Raw genomic sequence first — 17958 nt, forward strand, 5'->3', positions numbered from 1 at the left:
CGCCGTTCCGCGTAGCTGCGGGTAGGGCAGGCGCGGGTGGGCGCAGCGGCACCCCGGGCAGGCACGGGTGGGCGCAGCGGCACCCCGTGAGCGCCGGGCCGCGCGACCGACCCCCGCTCAGCAACAGTTCCCGGGCGCCGACGCACATGAGCCCGACCAAAGCCGGGCTCCGCACCTCCTCGCCGGAGACCTGGCCTCCGCCGACTACCCGATCTCGATCGTGATCTTCGACCCCTTGGGCGCCTTCTCGCCGCCCTCCACCGACTGCTTCTTGACCTCGTCACCGAAGAACCCGAGCAATCCCCGGTCCTCGTCGACCTCGAAGCCCACGGCCTCCAGCTTCTGCCTGGCCTCGTCCACGCTGTCCCCCACGACGTCCGGCACCTCGACCATCACGGGCCCCTTGGAGATCGTCAGCGTGACCGTGTCCCCCTCACCGACCTGCTTGCCGGCCCCGGGCGACTGCTCCGCCACCAACCCCTTGTCGAACTCCGAATTGACCTGCCCCGAGGCGATCTTCACCTTCAGCCCGGACTCCTCGAGCGAGGCCGTGGCGTCCTCGACCGAGGCCCCGGCGACCTCGGGCACCTCCACCGGCGCCCCCCGGCTGACGACGATCGCCACGGCCTTGCCCGACTTGGCGTCCGTACCGGCCCCCGGATCAGTACTGATCACAGCGCCCTTGGCGACATCGGAGCTGAACTCCCGCGTCACCATCCCCGGTTCGAGCCCCTCGCTCTTCAGCCGCTTCTTCGCCTCGCTGAGCGGCACACCCTTCAGATCGGGCACCCGCACGACCTCGGGCCCCTTGGAGATGACCAGCGTCACCGTGTCGTTGTCCCGGATCTGCTCCCCGGGCGCGGGGTCGGTGCTGATCACCAAGCCGCGCTCAACCGTGTCGCTGAACGCGGTGTCGGGGTCGACGACCAGCCCGGCGTCCTCGATCCGCTGCGTGGCCTTGGCCTGGGGCTCCCCCAACACCAGCGGGACCTTCGTGAACTGCCCCGCGTTGATGTACCAGACGCTCGTCCCCACCCCGAGCACGATCAGCACGGCGGCGACGATCGCGAGCACCCCGCGCCGGGGCGCGACGGTCCGGCGCCGCGGCGCCAGTGGCGGCGCCTCGAACCGGCTCGTGCGGTTGACCTGCTGATCGGGCTCGGCCCGGGACACGTTCAGCGAGCGCGGGATCACACTCGTACGGTCCTCGGCGTTGTCGTGCCCGCCCGGCGTCGCCTGCGGGGGCACCGCGTCCAACTGCTCGTCGCTCAGCGGGGTCCGCGCCTGGAGCACCTGGGAGAGCAGCGCGACCGCGTCGTAGGGGCGCAGCTCGGGATTGCGGGCCGTCGCCGAGGCGACCAGCTCGTCCAGCTCGTACGCCAGCCCCGGCACCGCGGCCGACGGCGGCGGCACGTCGTCGTGCAGCGCGTGGTAGAGCACCTGCGCGGGGGAGCCTCCGGCGTGCGGCTTGCCGCCGGTGAGCATCTCGTACAGCATCACGCCGCACGCGTACACGTCGACACGGGTGTCGGTGGTGCCGTGCTCCAGCTGCTCCGGGGCGAGATAGGAGACCGTGCCGAGGACGGTGCCGGTGGTGTTGGTGACGGTGTCCACGGCCCGTACGAGACCGAAGTCGGCGACCTTGACCCGGCCGTCGTCCCCTATGAGCACGTTCTCCGGCTTCATGTCCCGGTGCACGAACCCGGCGCGGTGCGCGGCCCCGAGCGCGGCGAGCACCGGCTCCAGGATGTCGAGCGCGGCCCTCGGCTGGAGGGCGCCGCGCTCGCGCAGTACGTCACGCAGGGTGCAACCGGCGACGTACTCCATCGCGAGGTAGACGTACGACCCGTCGGTGCCCTGGTCGAAGACGCCGACGACGTTCGGATGCGAGAGCCGTGCCACCGACTTGGCCTCACGGATGAAACGCTCGACGAACGAGGCGTCGGCGGCCAGCGTCGGATGCATCACCTTGAGCGCGAGCACGCGGTCGAGGCGGGTGTCCAGGGCTCGGTAGACCGTGGCCATCCCGCCGACCGCGATGCGTGCCTCGACGCGATAGCGACCGTCGAGCACCTGGCCCACAAGCGGGTCCTGAAGGGTCGTGTCCACGCAGGCGAGTGTACGAGCCGCCGCTGACAGCCCCGTCAGTCCCGTGCCAGGCGAGACGGGACTGCAGCAGAGCTGTGACCGAGAGAGGGTGCCACCCGCGCCCCTGAAAGGGGCGCGGGGAACTGCGCGATCAACCACGACGAACCCGCACCCGCCGACGAACCCCACCCGCCCGAGCTCTCCTGCGCAGGCGGGGCCGAAGGGGCGGCAGCCCCTGGGGGGATGGGACGGGTAGGGGTGGCGGGGGCGAAACGAACTCAGAACGCGGGCCGCTCCGGATCCAACCGAGCCATCCCCTCACCCGGCGACGACGCCTCCGCGAAATGCCGCCGAGGAATCCGCCCCGCCCGATACGCCAACCGCCCCGCCTCCACCGCGTTCCTCATGGCGGCAGCCATCAGCACCGGCTCCTGCGCCCGGGTCACCGCCGAGGCGAGCATCACCCCCGCACACCCCAACTCCATCGCCAGCGCGACGTCCGACGCCGTACCGGCCCCCGCGTCCAGAATCACCGGCACACGCGCGTGCTCCACGATCAGCTGGAAGTTGTGCGGGTTGCGGATGCCGAGCCCGGAGCCGATGGGCGACCCCAGCGGCATGATCGCCGCACAGCCGACGTCCTCCAGTCTGCGCGCGAGCACGGGGTCGTCATTGGTGTACGGCAGCACGGTGAAACCGTCGTCGACCAGGGTCTCGGCGGCGTCCAGCAGCTCGATCGGGTCGGGCAGCAGGGTGCGCTCGTCGGCGATGACCTCCAGCTTGACCAGGTCCGTGCCGAGCGCCTCACGCGCGAGGCGGGCGGTCAGCACGGCCTCGCCCGCGGTGAAGCAGCCGGCCGTGTTGGGCAGCACACGGATGCCCAGCTTGTCGAGGACGGAGAGGACCGAGCCGTGCGAGGACGGGTCCACCCGGCGCATCGCGACCGTCGTCAACTCCGTGCCGGACGCGACGAGCGCCCGCTCCAGCATGTCGAGGCTGGGCGCGCCGCCCGTGCCCATGATCAGACGGGACGCGTAGGTCGTACCGCCGAGGACGAAGGGGTCGTCGGCCATGGTCAGCCTCCTTGGACGGCGGTGAGGACTTCCACGCGGTCTCCGTCACGGAGGGCGGTGGCCGTCCACTGCGCGCGTGGGACGACGGTTTCGTTGAGCGCGGCGGCGACACCTGAGGGGGACTGGGTGAGCGTCCGCACAAGGGCGTCGAGGGCCGTGCCGGGAGCGATCTGCCGTCGCTCCCCGTTGACGAGGACGAGCATCGTCTCGGTGGCGCTCACGCGTGCTGCTCCGTGAGTTCGCGGGCCGCCCCGGCGCGGAACCGCAGCGGCGTGAAGTCGCGCGCCTCGTCCGGGAGTTCCCCGGTGGCCAGGACATGGGCCATGACGTCGCCGGTGACCGGGGTGAGGAGCACGCCGTTGCGGTAGTGGCCCGTCGCCAGGAGGAGCCCGTCGAGTTCGGTGGGGCCGAGCAGCGGCGCGTTGTCGGGGGAGCCGGGGCGCAGTCCCGCGCGGGTCTCGGTGAGGGGCAGTTCGGTGATCCCGGGGACGAGTTCGTGGGCGTCCCGCAGCAGTTCGTAGACCCCGCCCGCGGTCACCGTGGTGTCCCAGCCCAGCTCCTCGCTGGTCGCGCCGACGACGAGTTCGCCGTTCTCGCGGGGCACCAGGTAGACGTGGCTGCCGCGGACCACGGCCCGCACGGTCCGGCTCAGGAAGGGCGCGTACCGCTTCGGCACGGTCAGCCGCAGCACCTGCCCCTTCACCGGCCGCACCGGCGGCAGTACTTCGTCCGGCACCCCGGCCAGCCGCCCGCTGTGACTGCCCCCGGCGAGGACGACCCGGTCGGCGGTCAACCGCGTCCCGTCGCCGGCCAGGACCCCCGCGGCTCGTTCCCGGACGACTGACAGCTTTTCGGCCCAGACCCGGTGAAACACCACCCCGGCGCGCTCACAGGCCGTCACGAGGGCCCTGGCGAGCCGTCTCGGGTCGATCTGGTGGTCGCCGTCGACCCGCAGCCCGCCGCGCACACCGGGCGCCAGCATCGGCTCCAGCCGGCGGCACTCGCGTCCGCTCAGCCACTCCGACGCGAGCCCCGACCGGCTCTGCAGCGCGTGCAGTTCGCGCAGATGGGCGCGGTCGTCGGCGTCGAGGGCGACGGCGAGCGTGCCGGACCTGCGGTAGCCGAGGTCCAGGCCGGTCGCCTCGGTCAACTCGGCCGCGAAGTCCGGGTAGCGGCGCGCGGACTCCAGGTTGAGTCCCAGCAGTGTCTGCTCGCCGTAATGCAGTTCGGTCACCGCGGCCAGCATCCCGGCCGCCACCTGCGCGGCCCCGCCGCCGGGCGCGGGATCCACCACGGCCGTGGCGAACCCGCGCAGCGCGGCCCGCCACGCGGTCACCAGCCCGATGATTCCGCCCCCCACGACGAGGACGTCTGACGTGTGCGTACGCGACATGGGCGTCCAGCCCCTCCCTTCGCCGGCATGACCCGGATCAGGTTCGTACGGTCGGAGGCCGCCAGCCTCCCTCTCAGCCCGGTGCGTCCGGGCTCCCGCGAGTGCTCTACGGTGGCCCACCCTAGCCCGTGCCGTTTGCCGCAGTAAGGGAGCCTCATCGCATGGCCCGTTCGCTCGACGGCCTCGTCCTCGCCCCCGTCGCGGACCAAGCCCCAGGTCAGGTGGGCACCCGCACCCGCTTCACGTACCACGAGAAGGACGGTGAGATCTGGGCCGAGTACACGGGCGGCGACGTCGTGCGCGGCAGGCTCGTCGGCACGCGTGCGGGGGACCGCCTGGACTTCCGGTACGTACAGCTGAAGACCGACGGGACCACCTCGTCCGGGCACTGCGTGTCCCAGGTCGTCGAGCTTCCCGACGAGCGCGTACGCCTGGAGGAGACATGGGAATGGGAGTCGCAGCCGGGCAGCGGCACCAGTGTTGTGGAACAGGTCACCGAGCACGACCGCTGACTGACTGATCGTCAGGTGTCTATGGTGACCAGGTGAGCGAGCAGACACAGGCACCGGGGACACCGGGTACGGAGCGGCGGGTCGTCGTCGTGGGCGCGGGCATGGCCGGGGTGCAGACCGCGGTCGTCCTGCGGGAGAAGGGCTTCACCGGCCCCGTCACACTCATCGGCGCGGAGCCGCACCAGCCGTACGACCGGCCGCCGCTGTCCAAGGCCGTGCTGCTCGGCAAGGCCGAGGGCTCCGCCTTCGACGTCGACTTCGAGGCACTCGGTATCGAACTGAGACTCGGCAGCGAGGTGACCGGCGTACGCCCCGGTGACCACGAACTGGACACGGCGACCGGATCCGTCCCGTACGACGTCCTGGTGCTCGCGACCGGCGCGGAACCGATCCGGCTGCCGGGCGCCGAGGGTGTGCCCGGCGTGCATCTGCTGCGCACCCTGGACGACGCCGAGCGGCTGCGGCCGGTGCTGGCCCGGCAGCACGACATCGTGGTCGTCGGGGCGGGCTGGATCGGCGCGGAGTTCGCCACGGCCGCGCGCGAGGCGGGCTGCGCCGTGACCGTCGTCGAGGCCGCGGACCGTCCCCTCGCGGGCGCCCTGCCCGCCGAGGTGGCCGCGCCGATGGCCGCCTGGTACGCGGACAGCGGGACCGTACTGCGCACCCACGCGCGCGTGGAGCGCGTCGAGCCCGGCACGGTGGTGCTGGACGACGGCTCACGCGTGTCGGCCGGCGCGGTGGTCGTCGGCATCGGGGCGCGTCCGGCGACGGCGTGGCTGAGGGACTCCGGGATCACGCTCGGCCGTCACGGCGAAGTGGTCGCCGACGACCATCTGCGCACCACCGCGCCGGACGTCTACGCGGTCGGCGACTGCGCCTCCTTCCCGTCGGGAAGGTACGGCGAGCGGCTTCTGGTCCACCACTGGGACAACGCCCTCCAGGGACCCCGCACGGTCGCCGCGAACATTATCGGCGAGGCCCCGGCGCCGTATGACCCGGTGCCGTACTTCTGGTCGGAGCAGTTCGGCCGCTTCGTGCAGTACGCCGGGCACCACGCGTCGGCCGACACGACTGTCTGGCGCGGCGACCCGGCGACCCCCGCCTGGGCGGTCTGCTGGCTCCGGGAGAACCGTCTGATCGCCCTGCTGGCGGTGGGCCGCCCCCGCGACCTGGCCCAGGGCCGCCGCCTGATCGAGTCGGGGACGCCGATGGACCCGGAGCTGCTGGCCGACCCGTCGCGGCCGCTGAAGGCGGCGACGGCGTAGGAGTCACGCCCACGGTCGGCCCCGTCGAAGGCGCCTCGGCTACCCACTGTCAGTCCCAGATGGCAGTCTTGGTGACGTGACCGAGATTGACGCAAAGATCGATGCTCTCGTGCCCGCGTGGCTGAACCTCCCCGACATCGCAGAGATGCTCGATGTCGAGGTGACCCGCGTGCGGCAGCTGGTCAAGGAGGGCCAGCTCATCGCCGTACGCCGCGGTGAGAACCGCGCGCTGCACGTCCCCGCCGCATTCATCGACGAAGACAAGGTCGTCAAGGGCCTCACCGGCACCCTGACGCTCCTGCGGGACGACGGCTTCACCGACGAAGAAATGCTGGAGTGGCTCTTCACCCCCGACCCGAGCCTGCCCGGCACCCCGGCCCAGGCCCTGAGCGAGAATCGCGGCACGGAGGTGAAGCGTCGCGCCCAGGCGCTCGCCGTCTGACCTGAACGACAGTCCGGCGTACGGGCCGGGGCCCACCGGGGCAACGCTCACGGCCGACCCCGCTCCGCCACGGCCCGTACGCCACCGACACCGACCGACACCGGGGGATTCCCGCGCATGCCCGACGCCACCGCACAGCTCGCCGACGCCCGCGTCTACCTCTGCACGGACGCCCGCAGGCGCCAGGGCGACCTCCCGCAGTTCCTGGACGCGGTCCTCTCCTCCGGCGTCGACATCGTGCAGCTGCGCGACAAGGGCATGGAGGCCGCCGAGGAGCTGGAGCACCTCCGACTCTTCGCCGACGCCTGCGGAAGGCACGGCAAGCTGCTCGCGGTCAACGACCGCGCGGACGTCGCCCACGCCATCGGCGCCGACGTGCTGCACCTGGGCCAGGGCGACCTCCCCGTCCCCGCCGCCCGCGCGATCCTCGGCGACGACGTCCTCATGGGCCGCTCCACCCACGCCGAGCACGAGGCCGCGGCCGCCGCGGTCCAGGAAGGCGTGGACTACTTCTGCACGGGCCCCTGCTGGCCCACCCCCACCAAGCCCGGCCGCCACGCCCCCGGCCTGGACCTCGTGCGGTACACCGCCTCGCTGGGCACCGACCGCCCCTGGTTCGCCATCGGCGGCATCGACCTGGCCAACCTCGACGAGGTCGTCGAGGCGGGTGCCCGCCGCGTCGTCGTGGTCCGCGCGATCACGGAGGCCGACGACCCCGGAGCAGCGGCGGCGGAGTTCGCCAAGCGACTACGTGCCCTCTAGGACGCCGAGCGCCTCGGTGCGGCTGCCGCTGTCCAAGGCGTGGACAGCAGATCGGTAATTTCAGACAAAAGGCCTCCCTCTGGTTGGGTGACCGGTCCGACCTGGCTAACCTGCGGCTATGGCCCTAGGAACCGCGTCCACCCGGACGGACCGCGCGCGTACTGTGCGTGACATGCTCGCCACGGGCAAGACGACGTATTCGTTCGAGTTCTGGGCGCCCAAGACGGAAAAGGGCGAGCGGAACCTGTGGAACGCCCTCCGCAGGATCGAGGCGGTCGCCCCGAGCTTCGTCTCCGTGACCTACGGGGCGGGCGGCTCCACCCGCGCCGGCACGGTGAGGGCGACCGAGCAGATCGCCGCCGACACCACGCTCACCCCGGTCGCCCATCTCACCGCGGTCAGCCAGTCCATCGCCGAACTGCGCAACATCATCGGCCAGTACGCGGACGCGGGCATCCGCAACATGCTCGCGGTCCGCGGCGACCCGCCCGGCGACCCCATGGGCGAGTGGGTGCCGCACCCGCAGGGCCTGACCTACGCGGCCGAACTCGTCCAGCTCATCAAGGAATCGGGCGACTTCTGCGTCGGTGTCGCGGCCTTCCCGGAGATGCATCCGCGCTCCGCGAACTGGGACTCCGACGTGGCCCGCTTCGTCGACAAGTGCCGGGCCGGCGCCGACTACGCGATCACTCAGATGTTCTTCCACCCGGACTCGTACCTGCGTCTGCGGGACGCAGTTGCGAGTGCCGGCTGCGAAACCCCCGTCATCCCCGAGGTCATGCCCGTCACCAGCGTGAAGATGCTGGAGCGTCTGCCGCAGCTCAGCAACGCGGCCATCCCGCAGGCCCTGAAAGAGCGGATCCTCACAGCCAAAGACGATCCGGCCGCTGTACGCTCCATTGGCATCGAGTTCGCCACGGAGTTCTGTGCGAGGCTGCTGGCCGAGGGAGTCCCCGGGCTTCACTTCATCACGCTGAACAACTCCACCGCGACACTGGAAATCTACGAGAACCTGGGCCTTCACCACCCGCCGCGGGCCTAGACCGGTCGCACTCGCGTACGACACACTGCGGAGCGGCCACAGGGAGAGGGGCGTACATGGGCTGGACGGTCCTCTACATCGCGTTCGGAATTGTCGCGTTGTGGCTGCTGGGCGAGGTGTTGCTGCAGTACAAGGCGCGGCTGCGCTGGCGGCTGCTCGCCTTCGTCGGCTTCCTCGGCGTCGTGCTCGGCGTGCTCATCCCCTCCGTGATCGTCATCGCGTTGGGCGCGATCGGCTTCGCGCTCGGTCAGACGTATGTGACGTTGTCGTTCCGTCGTGGCTTCGAGGCGGGCTGGGCCGTTCGCCCCCGCTCCCAGGACGGCGAGCCCGCGGGCGAGAAGAGCGGCAAGAAGCGCCGCCGCGGCGAACCGGAGCGCCTGGACGCGGCGCTGGAGGCCACCGACCTCGAAGCCCCCGCTGCCGGACCGTACAGCCAGGGCGACGACCTGCTCGACCAGGACGACGACGTCTTCGTCCGCCCGCAGTCCGCCGCCGCCCGGACCGACACGGTCTACTCCCCGCAGCCCTTCCTCGACGACGAGACCAGCACCTACGGCGTCTACAACGACAACGCCTTCGCTGCCGCCGCCGAACAGCCCTACGCGACCGCCGACCAGGCGCAGAGCGAGGCCTTCGCCTACTACGGCTACGACCAGCAGCAGAACTACGGGTACGACCAGCAGCAGTACGCCGCCTACTCGGACCCGTACATCGGTACCCAGACCTACGACGCCGCCTACGACCCCTCCTACGGCCAGCAGGGGTACGGGCAGCAGGGCTACGGCCAGGACCAGTACGGCTCCGGCGCGTACGGCGACACCCCGCCCGGCGGTGTCTGGGTCCCCCAGCAGCGCAGCACCGACGACCCGCTCGGCGGCGATCTCCCGCCGGAGCAGCCGTATCCGTACCAGGAGAACGGCAACGGGAGCGCGAACGGGCAGGGGTACGACGAGCAGCAGTACCGGTTCTGACGGTCACGCCGCCGTCCTGCCGGATTCACCAGCCAGGAGCCAGGCCTCTCACTGCGAGCCGCGGAACTCCGGCCCCTCCACGATCAGTCCGGCGACCAGCGCGCCCGACATTCCCGTGTGCGGCAGACCGCCGCCGGGGTGGGCCCAGCCGCCGACCAGATACAGCCCGGGCAGCCGGGTCGTGTTGGACGGGCACAGGAACCGCCCGTCGGCCGCGGCGAGCGTCGGCGGCGACATGGCCTCCGGAAGACGCACCTCGCGCCAGAGCAGCCGCTCCCGCAGCCCCGGCACGGCGGCCTCGGCGGCGGTGACGAGCGACTCCGCGCGCCGCTCGGCGAGGTCGCCCTCCAACCAGTCGGTCTCCGTCGGCACCACCGCGGACACGACCACCGACTCGTGCTCCTCGTCTGGCCGCAGCGCGGGGTCGTCCGGCCGCAGCACGGTCGCCGTGAGCGGCACGAGATCGTCGTTGTCGGGGCGGTGGCTCAGGTGGTCCAACTCGGCCGTGCGGTCCGGGGCGTGCACGACCGTGCGGTGTGCCGCGCCCGCCTCGCGGGCCCCGCGCAGGGCCAGCAGCACGGTGAACCGGCCGGGCCGCGACGACTCCAGGTCGAGCCGTACGTCGCCGTCGTCCTGGAGGAGACGCTCCGTCAGGCCGTTCAGCCGCACCGGATCGATGCCCGCCACGACGTGGTCCGCCTCGGTGAACCCCCCGCCCTCGGCCGCGATCTCGGCCGCGACCTCGACCCCGGCCACGCGGCCGTCCTTCTCGACGATCCGCGTGACCTCGGCGCCGAAGACGAACTCGACCCTCCTCGCCAGACACCGCTCGTACAGCGCCCGCGCCAACTCCCGTATCCCGCCCCGGACATACCAGGTGCCGAAGGCGTGCTCCATGTACGGCAGCACGGCCGCACTCGCCGGGATGTTCCGGGGATCCAGGCCGTACGCGAGCGCGTGGCTCTCCAGCAGGGCCGTCAGCCGGGGGTCGCGCAGCTCCCAGTCGCCGATCTCGGCGAGCGTGCGGGCGCGCCGGGTGCGCAGCAGCCGCTTGTGGGGCACCGACGGGTACGGCTCGCGCTCGGCCAGGACCTTCCAGTCCGGCCGGAGGGGCTCCTCCAGGAGGGGCCGCCGGGTGCGGTCCCAGGCCTCACGGGCCCGCACGAGGAAGTCGCCCCAGCGGTCGCCGGCGCCCGGCCCCAACGCCGTGTTCAGCGCGTCGACCACGCCCGCGCGGGAGGACCCCGGCAACAGCAGATCCGTACCGTCCGCGAAGACGTGCCGGGCAGCCGGGTCCACCTGGACCAGGTCCACGCACTTCTCCAGCGACTCCTTGCCGGTCTTCAGAAACAGATCGCGGTAGACGGCGGGCAGCGGCAGCAGCCCCGGGCCCGTGTCGAAGGCGAAGCCGTCGCGCTCGAAGCGGGCCACCGCGCCGCCGTACGTCGCCGTGCGCTCGTACAGCACCACCCGGTGGCCCGCGACGGCCAGCCGGGCAGCGGCCGCCATCGCGCCCATCCCAGCGCCGATCACCACAATCCGTGCCATGCGGCGACTGTATCGGCCACCACCGACAACGGCCCAGGCCCGGGGGCTGCGCCAGCAACCACGACCTACCCGAACGTACCCGCACCCGCCGACGCACCCGCCCCACCCGGTCTCACAGGGCAGCGCCGGCGAGGGAGTACGCGAACGGACGTGATCGTAACCAGTCGGCAACAGAGCGCTCTGAGGTTGAGCACGGACGTCTGAGTACCCGTACTCAGCCGGTGAGATGAGTACGCGCGCGGATGGGCTCCGACCTGCGTGAACGAGAGAGTGGAGACACGGAAAGGGGCGCGGCTCCGGCACCGCCGACACGGGGCGGCGGAACGGCTCTCGCGCTCTTGACCGCTCCTTCCGTCGACGAGGGTCACGAGAACAGACCGACGGGTCGGCGGGAGCGAGGCACGGGGGAAGTACGGGGGATACGGGGGAGGCGCCGGTTCGAGGTGGCCCGCGGGGGACGCGGCCAGTTCGAACCGGCGCTTTCATATGAGCTCCGCCCGCCCGGGTCGGCCCGCCTGCCCCGGCTACCGGTTGCCGCTCACCCGCCCCTGCAACAGCCGCGACAACGCCGAGTGGACGTCGTCCAGGGAACGCTCCGGCTGGAAGGCCTTCCAGTCCAGCGCCGCCACGAGGACCATGCCGACGAGTGCCGACGCCGTCAGCCCGACATCGATCTCGTCGCTCAGCTCACCCGCCGCGACCCCTTCCCGCAGGACGCCCTCGACGACCGCGACCGCCTCCTGCCGGACCACCATCAGCGTGGACTGCCAGGCCCGGTTGGTGCGCCACAGCTCGGCCACGTACAGCTGGGTGAAGGACGGGTAGCGGTCGATGAAGACGAGACCGGCCCGGATCATCGCGTCCAGCGCGTCGACCTTGCTGCCGCCCTCCTCGGCGGTCCGCTCCGCCGCTTCCCGCAGGGAAGCGGTGAGGAGCCCCACGCCGTGCCGCAGCAACTCCTCGAAGAGGACCGACTTGCTCGCGAAGTTGTAGTAGACCGTGCCCTTGGCGACGCCGGCGCGCTCGGCGATCTCGTCCACCGTCGTGGCGGAGAACCCCTGTTCGGCGATGAGGGTGACGGCGGCCTCGTAGAGCTTCTGCCGGGTCGCCTCGCGGCGGCCCCCGCCTGCGCCGCCGGGGGCTTTGCTGCTTTCCATGGCCCTGATTGTCACAGGAACCGGGGCATGGGTGGTCACAGGCTCAACTCCGGGTGCAGTCGGTCCAGGGTCCACACCTGCTTGCGGCGGGCGGCGACCGCGGTGAGCGCCAGGGCGCCGGCGGTGAAGGCCACGAGTACCGCGCACGCCTGCCACACCGGGCCCAGGCCGCCGCCCGTGATCAGCCTCCTGAGGGCCTCGACCACGTAACTCATCGGCAGGAAGGGGTGGATCGCGTTGAAGAAACCGGGGCTCGTCTGCACGGGATACGTGCCGCCCGCGGACGTCAACTGGAGCATGAGGAAGGCGAGGACGAGGATGCGGCCCGCCGCGCCGAAGCGGGCGTTCAGCCACTGCACGATCGCCGCGAAGCACGCCGTCACCAGGAACAGGAAGCCCACCGTCCCGGCCGCCCGCGCCATCTCCAGGCCGACGGCGAAGTGGAGCACCGCCATGAGCGCGGCCGTCTGGAGCACGCCCAGCGCGGCCACCGGCAGCCAGCCCGCCAGCGCGATCCGCCACGCCGAGGCGCCTGCCGCGAGGGCACGCCGGTTGAGCGGCTGGATCAGCATGTACGCCACCATCGCGCCCACCCAGAGGGACAGCGGGATGAAGTAAGGGGCGAACCCGGTGCCGTAGTTGGGCGCCTTGTGCAGGTCTTCGGTGGCCAGCCGCACCGGGTCGGCCATCACGTCGGTGCGCCGGTCGCGGTCCTGCTTGTCGTAGTCGGGGATCCGGCCGGCGCCGTCGTGCAGTCCGCCCGCGAGCTTCCCGGAGCCGTCGACCAGCTTGTACATGCCCCCCTTGAGGTCGTTCGCGCCCGTCTTCAGCCGGCCGACGCCCGTGTCGAGGTCCGCTGCGCCGGTGCTCGCCGTGCCCAGGCCGGTGTGCAGCGTCTCGGCGCCGTTGGCGACCTTCGCGGCGCCCGTGTTGAGCGCGTTCACCTTGGCGACGGCCGAGTCGAGGTCATCGGAGAGGGTGGGCGCCGCCTCGGCGAGAGCGCGTGCCTGTCGCTCCAGGGTCTTCAGGTCCTTGGCGAAGGCCTTCATGTCGCCGCCGTAGTTCCGCACCACGGTGTTGACGTCCTCGGTGAGCCGCGCCGCGTCCGCCGCCGCGTCCTTGGCCTTCTTCAGATCCGCGCAGGCCGCGTCGGGCAGGACTTGGTCCTCGCAGCGCCGCCGGTAGACGCCGTCGAGGGTGTCGGAGGCGGCACGGGTGCCGGTCGCGGCGGCGGGGGCCGTCTTCACGAACGCGTCCAGGTGCCCCCGGATCGTGCCCGCCGAATCGGCCACCAGGGTCGCGGTGTCGGCGATCGTCCGGCCGTTCTCCTTCAGGAACGGGCGCACCTGGTCCGCCGCGCCGTTGACCTTGTCGGCCAGCTTCTGCGTCCCGTCCGCGACCTGTTGGGCACCCTCCTCCAGATCGCCCGCGCCCGTGTCGAGCTTCGTCAGCCCGCCGGACAGCGAACCGCTGCCCTCCTTGGCGTCCCTCAGCCCGTCCGCGAGGTCCTTGGAGCCCTTCTCCGCCTTGCCGATCCCGCCGGTGAGGTCGTCGGCGCCCTTCGCGGCCCTCTCGGTCCCTTCGTGGATGTCCGAGAACGAGATGAAGATCCGGTCGAGGAACGACCGCGACGCCTTCGTCGACGCCGCCGTACGCACCTCGGAGAACACCGTCCGCGAGATCTGCCCGACGATGTAGTTGTTCGCGTCGTTCGTACGCACCTGGAGGGCGCCCGTCTGCGGCGACTCCCCTGAGCTGGAAGCGATCCTCTCGCTGAAGTCCGCCGGCATGGTCAGCGACAGGTAGTACGTGCCGTCCTCGACGCCCTTGCGCGCCTCGGCGGCGCTCACCAGGTGCCACTCGAAGGTGTCGCTGTCGCGCAGTCCCTCGGCGATCTCGTCGCCCGCCGCGAGCCTCTCCTTGCCGACCGACGCCCCCTTGTCGTCGTTCACCAACGCCACGGGGATACGGTCCAGACGGCCGTACGGGTCCCAGAACGACCACAGATAGAGGGCGCCGTACAGCAGCGGCAGCAACAGGAGCGAGGCCAGCGCGGCACGCGGCAGTTTGCCCCGGCCGAACCGCCTGAGCTCAAGCGCGGCGAGTTTCGGCGAGCGCATCGGCCTTCTCCTTGTCGTCGTCGCTGAGATTCGTGTCGGTGTCGGTGTCCGTGTGGGTGTGGGTGTCGGGGGCTGCGGTCGGCTCGTCGTCGCCCACAGGGGAGGGCGTTTCGGGGACGCCCTCACACGCGCGTGCCGCTTTCCCCGGTGCCGTCGACACGACGACCGCCCCTTCAGGCGCCTCGCTGCACACCGCCAGAACCGTGGTCCCGGACCCGGCCAGGGATCGCAACAGGGCCCATGCCTCGGCCCGTTCGGTGTCGGAGAGCTTCAGATCGGTGTCGTCGACGCCGAGCAGCCGGGGCCGGCCGACGAGGGCCAGGGCGACGGACAACCGCAGCGACTCCAGCCGATCCAGGTCGCGTACGGCGGTCCGGGAGCCCTTGGGCAGGGCCTCCGGGTCGAGCCCGGCGGAGGCCAGCGCGGTGTCGATCCGCAGCTTCGTCTCGGCGGCACGGTCGGCCCGGGACCGCAGCAGACCGCGCAGGGAACCGTCGAACCGCCGCTGCAGCAGCGCCCGTTCGCGCAGATGCTCGCCGACGGTCAGGGCCGGGTCGAGGTCGGTGACGCCGGGGACATGGGCGAGAGCGCTGATCCGGCGCACGGCCGCCATCTGCTTCGGCAGCCGGAGGGAGCCGACGGTGGCCCGGCCCTCGCTCGGCTTCATGCGCCCGGTGAGCGCGAGCAGCAGACAGGTCCGCCCCGACCCGGACGGCCCCTCGACGGCGATCAGCGAGCCGGGCTCGACCTCGAACCCCACGCCCCGGAACGCCCAGCCGCGCGGCCCCTCGAGCCCGAACCCCTCGGCGGCGAGAGAGACCCCGCCGACCGCGCTCGGTACGTCGCCCGCCCGTGGCTCCGACATGTCCCCGAACCCCTCGACTCTTTTTGCACTGACTGGTCAGTGCAAAAACTACTCCGAACCCCTGATCGAAGCAAAGGCCCAGGTCAGACCGGATTGTCAGTGGCATACCTCACGATGGGCACATACGGCACCTCGTATGTGGGCGTGCCGTCACCCAGACGACAGGAGGTTCGTCATGGCCAGCTACCACGCGGCAGCCGATCGGCACCGCGCCACCGGCCCTGCCCCCTCACTGACCGGCCCCGCGAGCGACGTCCACCCCGTGCAGCGCCGTGCCACGGCCCCACCCGCCGCCCTCGACCTGCTCGCCCAGGCCCGCTCCGGGCTCGAAGAGGCGTCCGGGCTGCAGACCCCCAACGAGCGGTACGCCACGGCCCATCTGGCCGCCCTGCGCACCGCCGCCGCCGTGCTCGCCGCCCGGGGCCGCCCCGAGCCCTCCGCGAAACGCCGGGCCAGGATACGGAGCGCCTGGGAGGTGCTCCCCGAGATCGCGCCCGAACTCATCGAGTGGAGCGCGCTGTTCGCCTCCGGGGCGAGCCGCCGGGCACGCGCCGAGGCGGGCATCCAGGGCGCGGCGAGCGCGCGCGACGCCGACGACCTGATACGCGACGTGGCGATGTTTCTACGTCTGGTCGAGCGGATGCTGGTGCTCCAGCCGGTCCTGCCGCAGCCCAGGCGGGACGGCGGCGCGGGGGTCGCGGACACGGGCTGACCACTCGGCGCTGCCCATTAGGGTTGGGAGCACCAGCCTCCGCCACGGCCGCCCGGCCGGCGGCGGAGACGCAGCCCATCGCTCCGCCGCACACCAGGCGGTGCCGCGCCGAGGAGTCAACTGCCGTGTCGGATCCGATGCGCCCACCCGTCTCCCATGACCACCCGCACACGACGTCGCTCCGCTCCGACCCCCCTCGGGCTCGCGCCGCCCTGCGTACCGCCGTGGTCCGGGAGGTCCTCCAGGACGCCCTCGACCGCCGGGTGAAGGCCACGGGACGCGAGTCGCTCGACGTGCTGGACACCGGGGGCGGCAGCGGCAGGTTCGCGGTGCCCCTGGCCGGCCTCGGCCACCGCGTCACGGTCGTCGACCCCAGCCCGAACGCACTGTTCGCGCTGGAGCGCCGAGCCGCCGAGGCCGGCGTCGCCGACCGCGTCCAGGGCGTCCAGGGCGACGCACACGGCCTCTTCGACGTGGTCGAACGCGGCGGCTACGACGCCGTGCTGTGCCACGGTGTCCTGGAGTACGTGGACGACCCCGCCGAGGGCATCGGCAACGCGGTCGCCGCGCTGCGCCCCGGCGGCGTGCTCAGCCTGCTCGCCGCGGGCCTCGGCGGCGCGGTCCTCGCCCGTGCCCTCGCCGGGCACTTCAAGGAGGCCAAGCAGGCGCTCGACGACCCGAACGGACGCTGGGGCGAAGGCGATCCGGTGCCTCACCGCTTCACCGCCGAGCAGCTCACCGCGCTCGTCGAGGGCGCGGGCCTGAGCGTCGCCGCCGTGCACGGCGTCCGGGTCTTCGCCGACCTGGTCCCCGGCGTCCTCGTCGACACCGAGCCCGGAGCCCTGGACGCCCTGCTCAGGCTGGAGGCCGCGGCCGCCGAGCTGCCGGCGTTCCATGCGGTGGCCACACAGCTCCATGTGCTCGGCGAGACCCGTGGGACCACCGAGGCCTGAGCCGCCTCCCGATCCCGGCCCAGCGGCCGGCGCCCGAAGAGCCGGTGAGCGCTTGCGAGGCTGACGAGCCAATACGCCCGTGCCGCGCTGATCAGGGGCTCGGCCGCAGATGGAGTACGCCACAGGCCCCCCGATCGGGCGCCCGGAGCCGTATGATCGAGGGAGACCGTCCTGCATGACGGACCGTTCGCTGGGGAATGCACGCCTCAGTGAATCGGGGCGCCATGGCGGGTTCTGGTTGGCTAATTGGCGTAGAGGGGCGGGTTTCACGGGGGCGATTCCCTGCCTATCCTAAAAAGGACCCCCGGGTCGCTCCGGCGACCGCACGATGAGGAGGACTCCGTGCCGCTCTCAGAGCACGAGCAGCGCATGCTCGAGCAGATGGAGCGAGCGCTGTACGCCGAAGATCCCAAGTTCGCGTCAGCGCTTGAGGGAAGCGGGCTGCGTACGTACACCCGGCGGCGGGTCTACCAGGCGGTCGCGGGCTTTCTGGTGGGTATCGCGCTCCTCATGGCCGGAATGGTCGCACAGCAGATCTGGGTCAGCGTGGTGGGATTCCTCGTCATGCTGGGCTGCGCGGTGCTCGCCGTCACCGGTTGGCGCAAGGCCCCCAAGCCGGGTGAGCAGCCTGCCGGAGCCGCCGGTTCAGCCGGTGCGCGTCGGCAGACACGACAGCGCCGCTCCATGATGGACCGCATCGAACAGCGCTGGCAGCGCCGCCGAGACGAGCAGGGCGGCCACTGAGCCCTCGGGCCTGCCGAGCTGACAGACCCCACAGAGACGGATGAAGGGTGATCACCCACTGGGCGGTCGCCCTTCACGCATGCCCGGGACGCGGGTGTGCTGTGCGCTGTCCGGGGCCTCGTGTCACCGGTGGAGCGGTCGCCCTGTCGCCGACGAGCCCTCGCCCGGCTTCCCGCGTCGCCACCATCCCGGCCCCCGGAGTCCCGGGAGCCCCCCGTAGTCCCGGGAGAACCTGTAGTCCCCGGAGCCCCGGGAGACCCCCCATGGTCCCCGTAGTCCTCGGAGTCCCCGTAGTCCCGGGAGACCCCCAT

Annotated in this window: 17 protein-coding genes and 1 riboswitch; of the genes, 9 read left to right on the plus strand and 8 right to left on the minus strand. The window is 72.0% G+C overall.

What is annotated here, in order from left to right; genetic code table 11:
• Positions 1-204: 204 nt before the first annotated feature.
• From pknB to thiO, 4 genes are all read right to left on the minus strand, one after another.
• Positions 205-2109, minus strand: coding sequence for a Stk1 family PASTA domain-containing Ser/Thr kinase (gene pknB, locus SGFS_RS41505; RefSeq protein ID WP_286257468.1), 1905 nt, complete (start codon positions 2107-2109; stop codon positions 205-207).
• A gap of 257 nt (positions 2110-2366) precedes the next feature.
• Entirely contained in the window at positions 2367-3161 is a 795-nt protein-coding gene (locus tag SGFS_RS41510) for a thiazole synthase (RefSeq protein ID WP_286257469.1), read from the minus strand.
• A 2-nt stretch (positions 3162-3163) separates the two neighbouring features.
• Positions 3164-3364 carry a sulfur carrier protein ThiS gene (thiS, locus tag SGFS_RS41515; protein ID WP_286260317.1) on the minus strand — a complete coding sequence of 67 codons (201 nt, stop codon included), beginning with the start codon at positions 3362-3364 and terminating at the stop codon, positions 3164-3166.
• A gap of 14 nt (positions 3365-3378) precedes the next feature.
• On the minus strand, positions 3379-4554 hold the full coding sequence (gene thiO / locus SGFS_RS41520) for a glycine oxidase ThiO (RefSeq protein ID WP_286257471.1): 1176 nt from the start codon (positions 4552-4554) through the stop codon (positions 3379-3381).
• Positions 4552-4663, minus strand: a riboswitch (TPP riboswitch). Its footprint overlaps the gene before it by 3 nt.
• Positions 4664-4715: 52 nt before the next feature.
• On the opposite strand from thiO, the gene SGFS_RS41525 reads away from it, so the two are divergent.
• The 6 genes from SGFS_RS41525 to SGFS_RS41550 all read left to right on the plus strand — a co-directional run bounded on the left by SGFS_RS41525 (position 4716) and on the right by SGFS_RS41550 (position 9548).
• The gene (locus SGFS_RS41525) at positions 4716-5066 is read left to right on the plus strand and encodes a hypothetical protein (protein ID WP_286257472.1); all 351 of its coding nucleotides are present in this window, start codon (positions 4716-4718) and stop codon (positions 5064-5066) included.
• A gap of 32 nt (positions 5067-5098) precedes the next feature.
• A complete protein-coding gene (locus SGFS_RS41530; protein WP_286257473.1) occupies positions 5099-6331 on the plus strand; it encodes an NAD(P)/FAD-dependent oxidoreductase in 1233 nt (410 codons plus the stop codon).
• 76 nt (positions 6332-6407) lie between these two features.
• Entirely contained in the window at positions 6408-6773 is a 366-nt protein-coding gene (locus SGFS_RS41535; protein WP_286257474.1) for an Rv2175c family DNA-binding protein, read from the plus strand.
• 117 nt (positions 6774-6890) lie between these two features.
• Positions 6891-7535, plus strand: a complete 645-nt coding sequence (gene thiE, locus SGFS_RS41540) for a thiamine phosphate synthase (RefSeq protein WP_286257476.1) — start codon at positions 6891-6893, stop codon at positions 7533-7535.
• 118 nt (positions 7536-7653) lie between these two features.
• Positions 7654-8577 (plus strand): methylenetetrahydrofolate reductase [NAD(P)H], encoded by a 924-nt coding sequence (gene metF / locus SGFS_RS41545; RefSeq protein WP_286257477.1) that lies wholly within the window; start codon positions 7654-7656, stop codon positions 8575-8577.
• 56 nt (positions 8578-8633) lie between these two features.
• On the plus strand, positions 8634-9548 hold the full coding sequence (locus SGFS_RS41550; protein ID WP_286257479.1) for an SCO2102 family sporulation regulator: 915 nt from the start codon (positions 8634-8636) through the stop codon (positions 9546-9548).
• 48 nt (positions 9549-9596) lie between these two features.
• On the opposite strand, the gene SGFS_RS41555 is transcribed toward SGFS_RS41550, so the two are convergent.
• From SGFS_RS41555 to SGFS_RS41570, 4 genes are all read right to left on the minus strand, one after another.
• Positions 9597-11096, minus strand: a complete 1500-nt coding sequence (locus SGFS_RS41555; RefSeq protein WP_286257480.1) for a phytoene desaturase family protein — start codon at positions 11094-11096, stop codon at positions 9597-9599.
• Positions 11097-11620: 524 nt separating this feature from the next.
• The gene (locus SGFS_RS41560) at positions 11621-12253 is read right to left on the minus strand and encodes a TetR/AcrR family transcriptional regulator (RefSeq protein WP_286257481.1); all 633 of its coding nucleotides are present in this window, start codon (positions 12251-12253) and stop codon (positions 11621-11623) included.
• Positions 12254-12288: 35 nt separating this feature from the next.
• A complete protein-coding gene (locus SGFS_RS41565; protein ID WP_286257482.1) occupies positions 12289-14373 on the minus strand; it encodes a YhgE/Pip domain-containing protein in 2085 nt (694 codons plus the stop codon).
• On the minus strand, positions 14345-15238 hold the full coding sequence (locus SGFS_RS41570; RefSeq protein WP_286257483.1) for an ATP-binding cassette domain-containing protein: 894 nt from the start codon (positions 15236-15238) through the stop codon (positions 14345-14347). The genes SGFS_RS41565 and SGFS_RS41570 overlap by 29 nt, the downstream gene beginning before the upstream one ends.
• 175 nt (positions 15239-15413) lie before the next feature.
• On the opposite strand from SGFS_RS41570, the gene SGFS_RS41575 reads away from it, so the two are divergent.
• From SGFS_RS41575 to SGFS_RS41585, 3 genes are all read left to right on the plus strand, one after another.
• The gene (locus SGFS_RS41575) at positions 15414-15950 is read left to right on the plus strand and encodes an SAV_6107 family HEPN domain-containing protein (protein ID WP_286257484.1); all 537 of its coding nucleotides are present in this window, start codon (positions 15414-15416) and stop codon (positions 15948-15950) included.
• Between the two features lie 125 nt (positions 15951-16075).
• Positions 16076-16903 (plus strand): class I SAM-dependent methyltransferase, encoded by an 828-nt coding sequence (locus SGFS_RS41580; protein ID WP_286257486.1) that lies wholly within the window; start codon positions 16076-16078, stop codon positions 16901-16903.
• A 342-nt stretch (positions 16904-17245) separates the two neighbouring features.
• The gene (locus tag SGFS_RS41585; protein ID WP_184895187.1) at positions 17246-17647 is read left to right on the plus strand and encodes a DUF3040 domain-containing protein; all 402 of its coding nucleotides are present in this window, start codon (positions 17246-17248) and stop codon (positions 17645-17647) included.
• The last annotated feature ends 311 nt before the right edge of the window (positions 17648-17958 follow it).

The organism is Streptomyces graminofaciens, from assembly GCF_030294945.1.
Lineage (GTDB): Bacteria > Actinomycetota > Actinomycetes > Streptomycetales > Streptomycetaceae > Streptomyces > Streptomyces graminofaciens.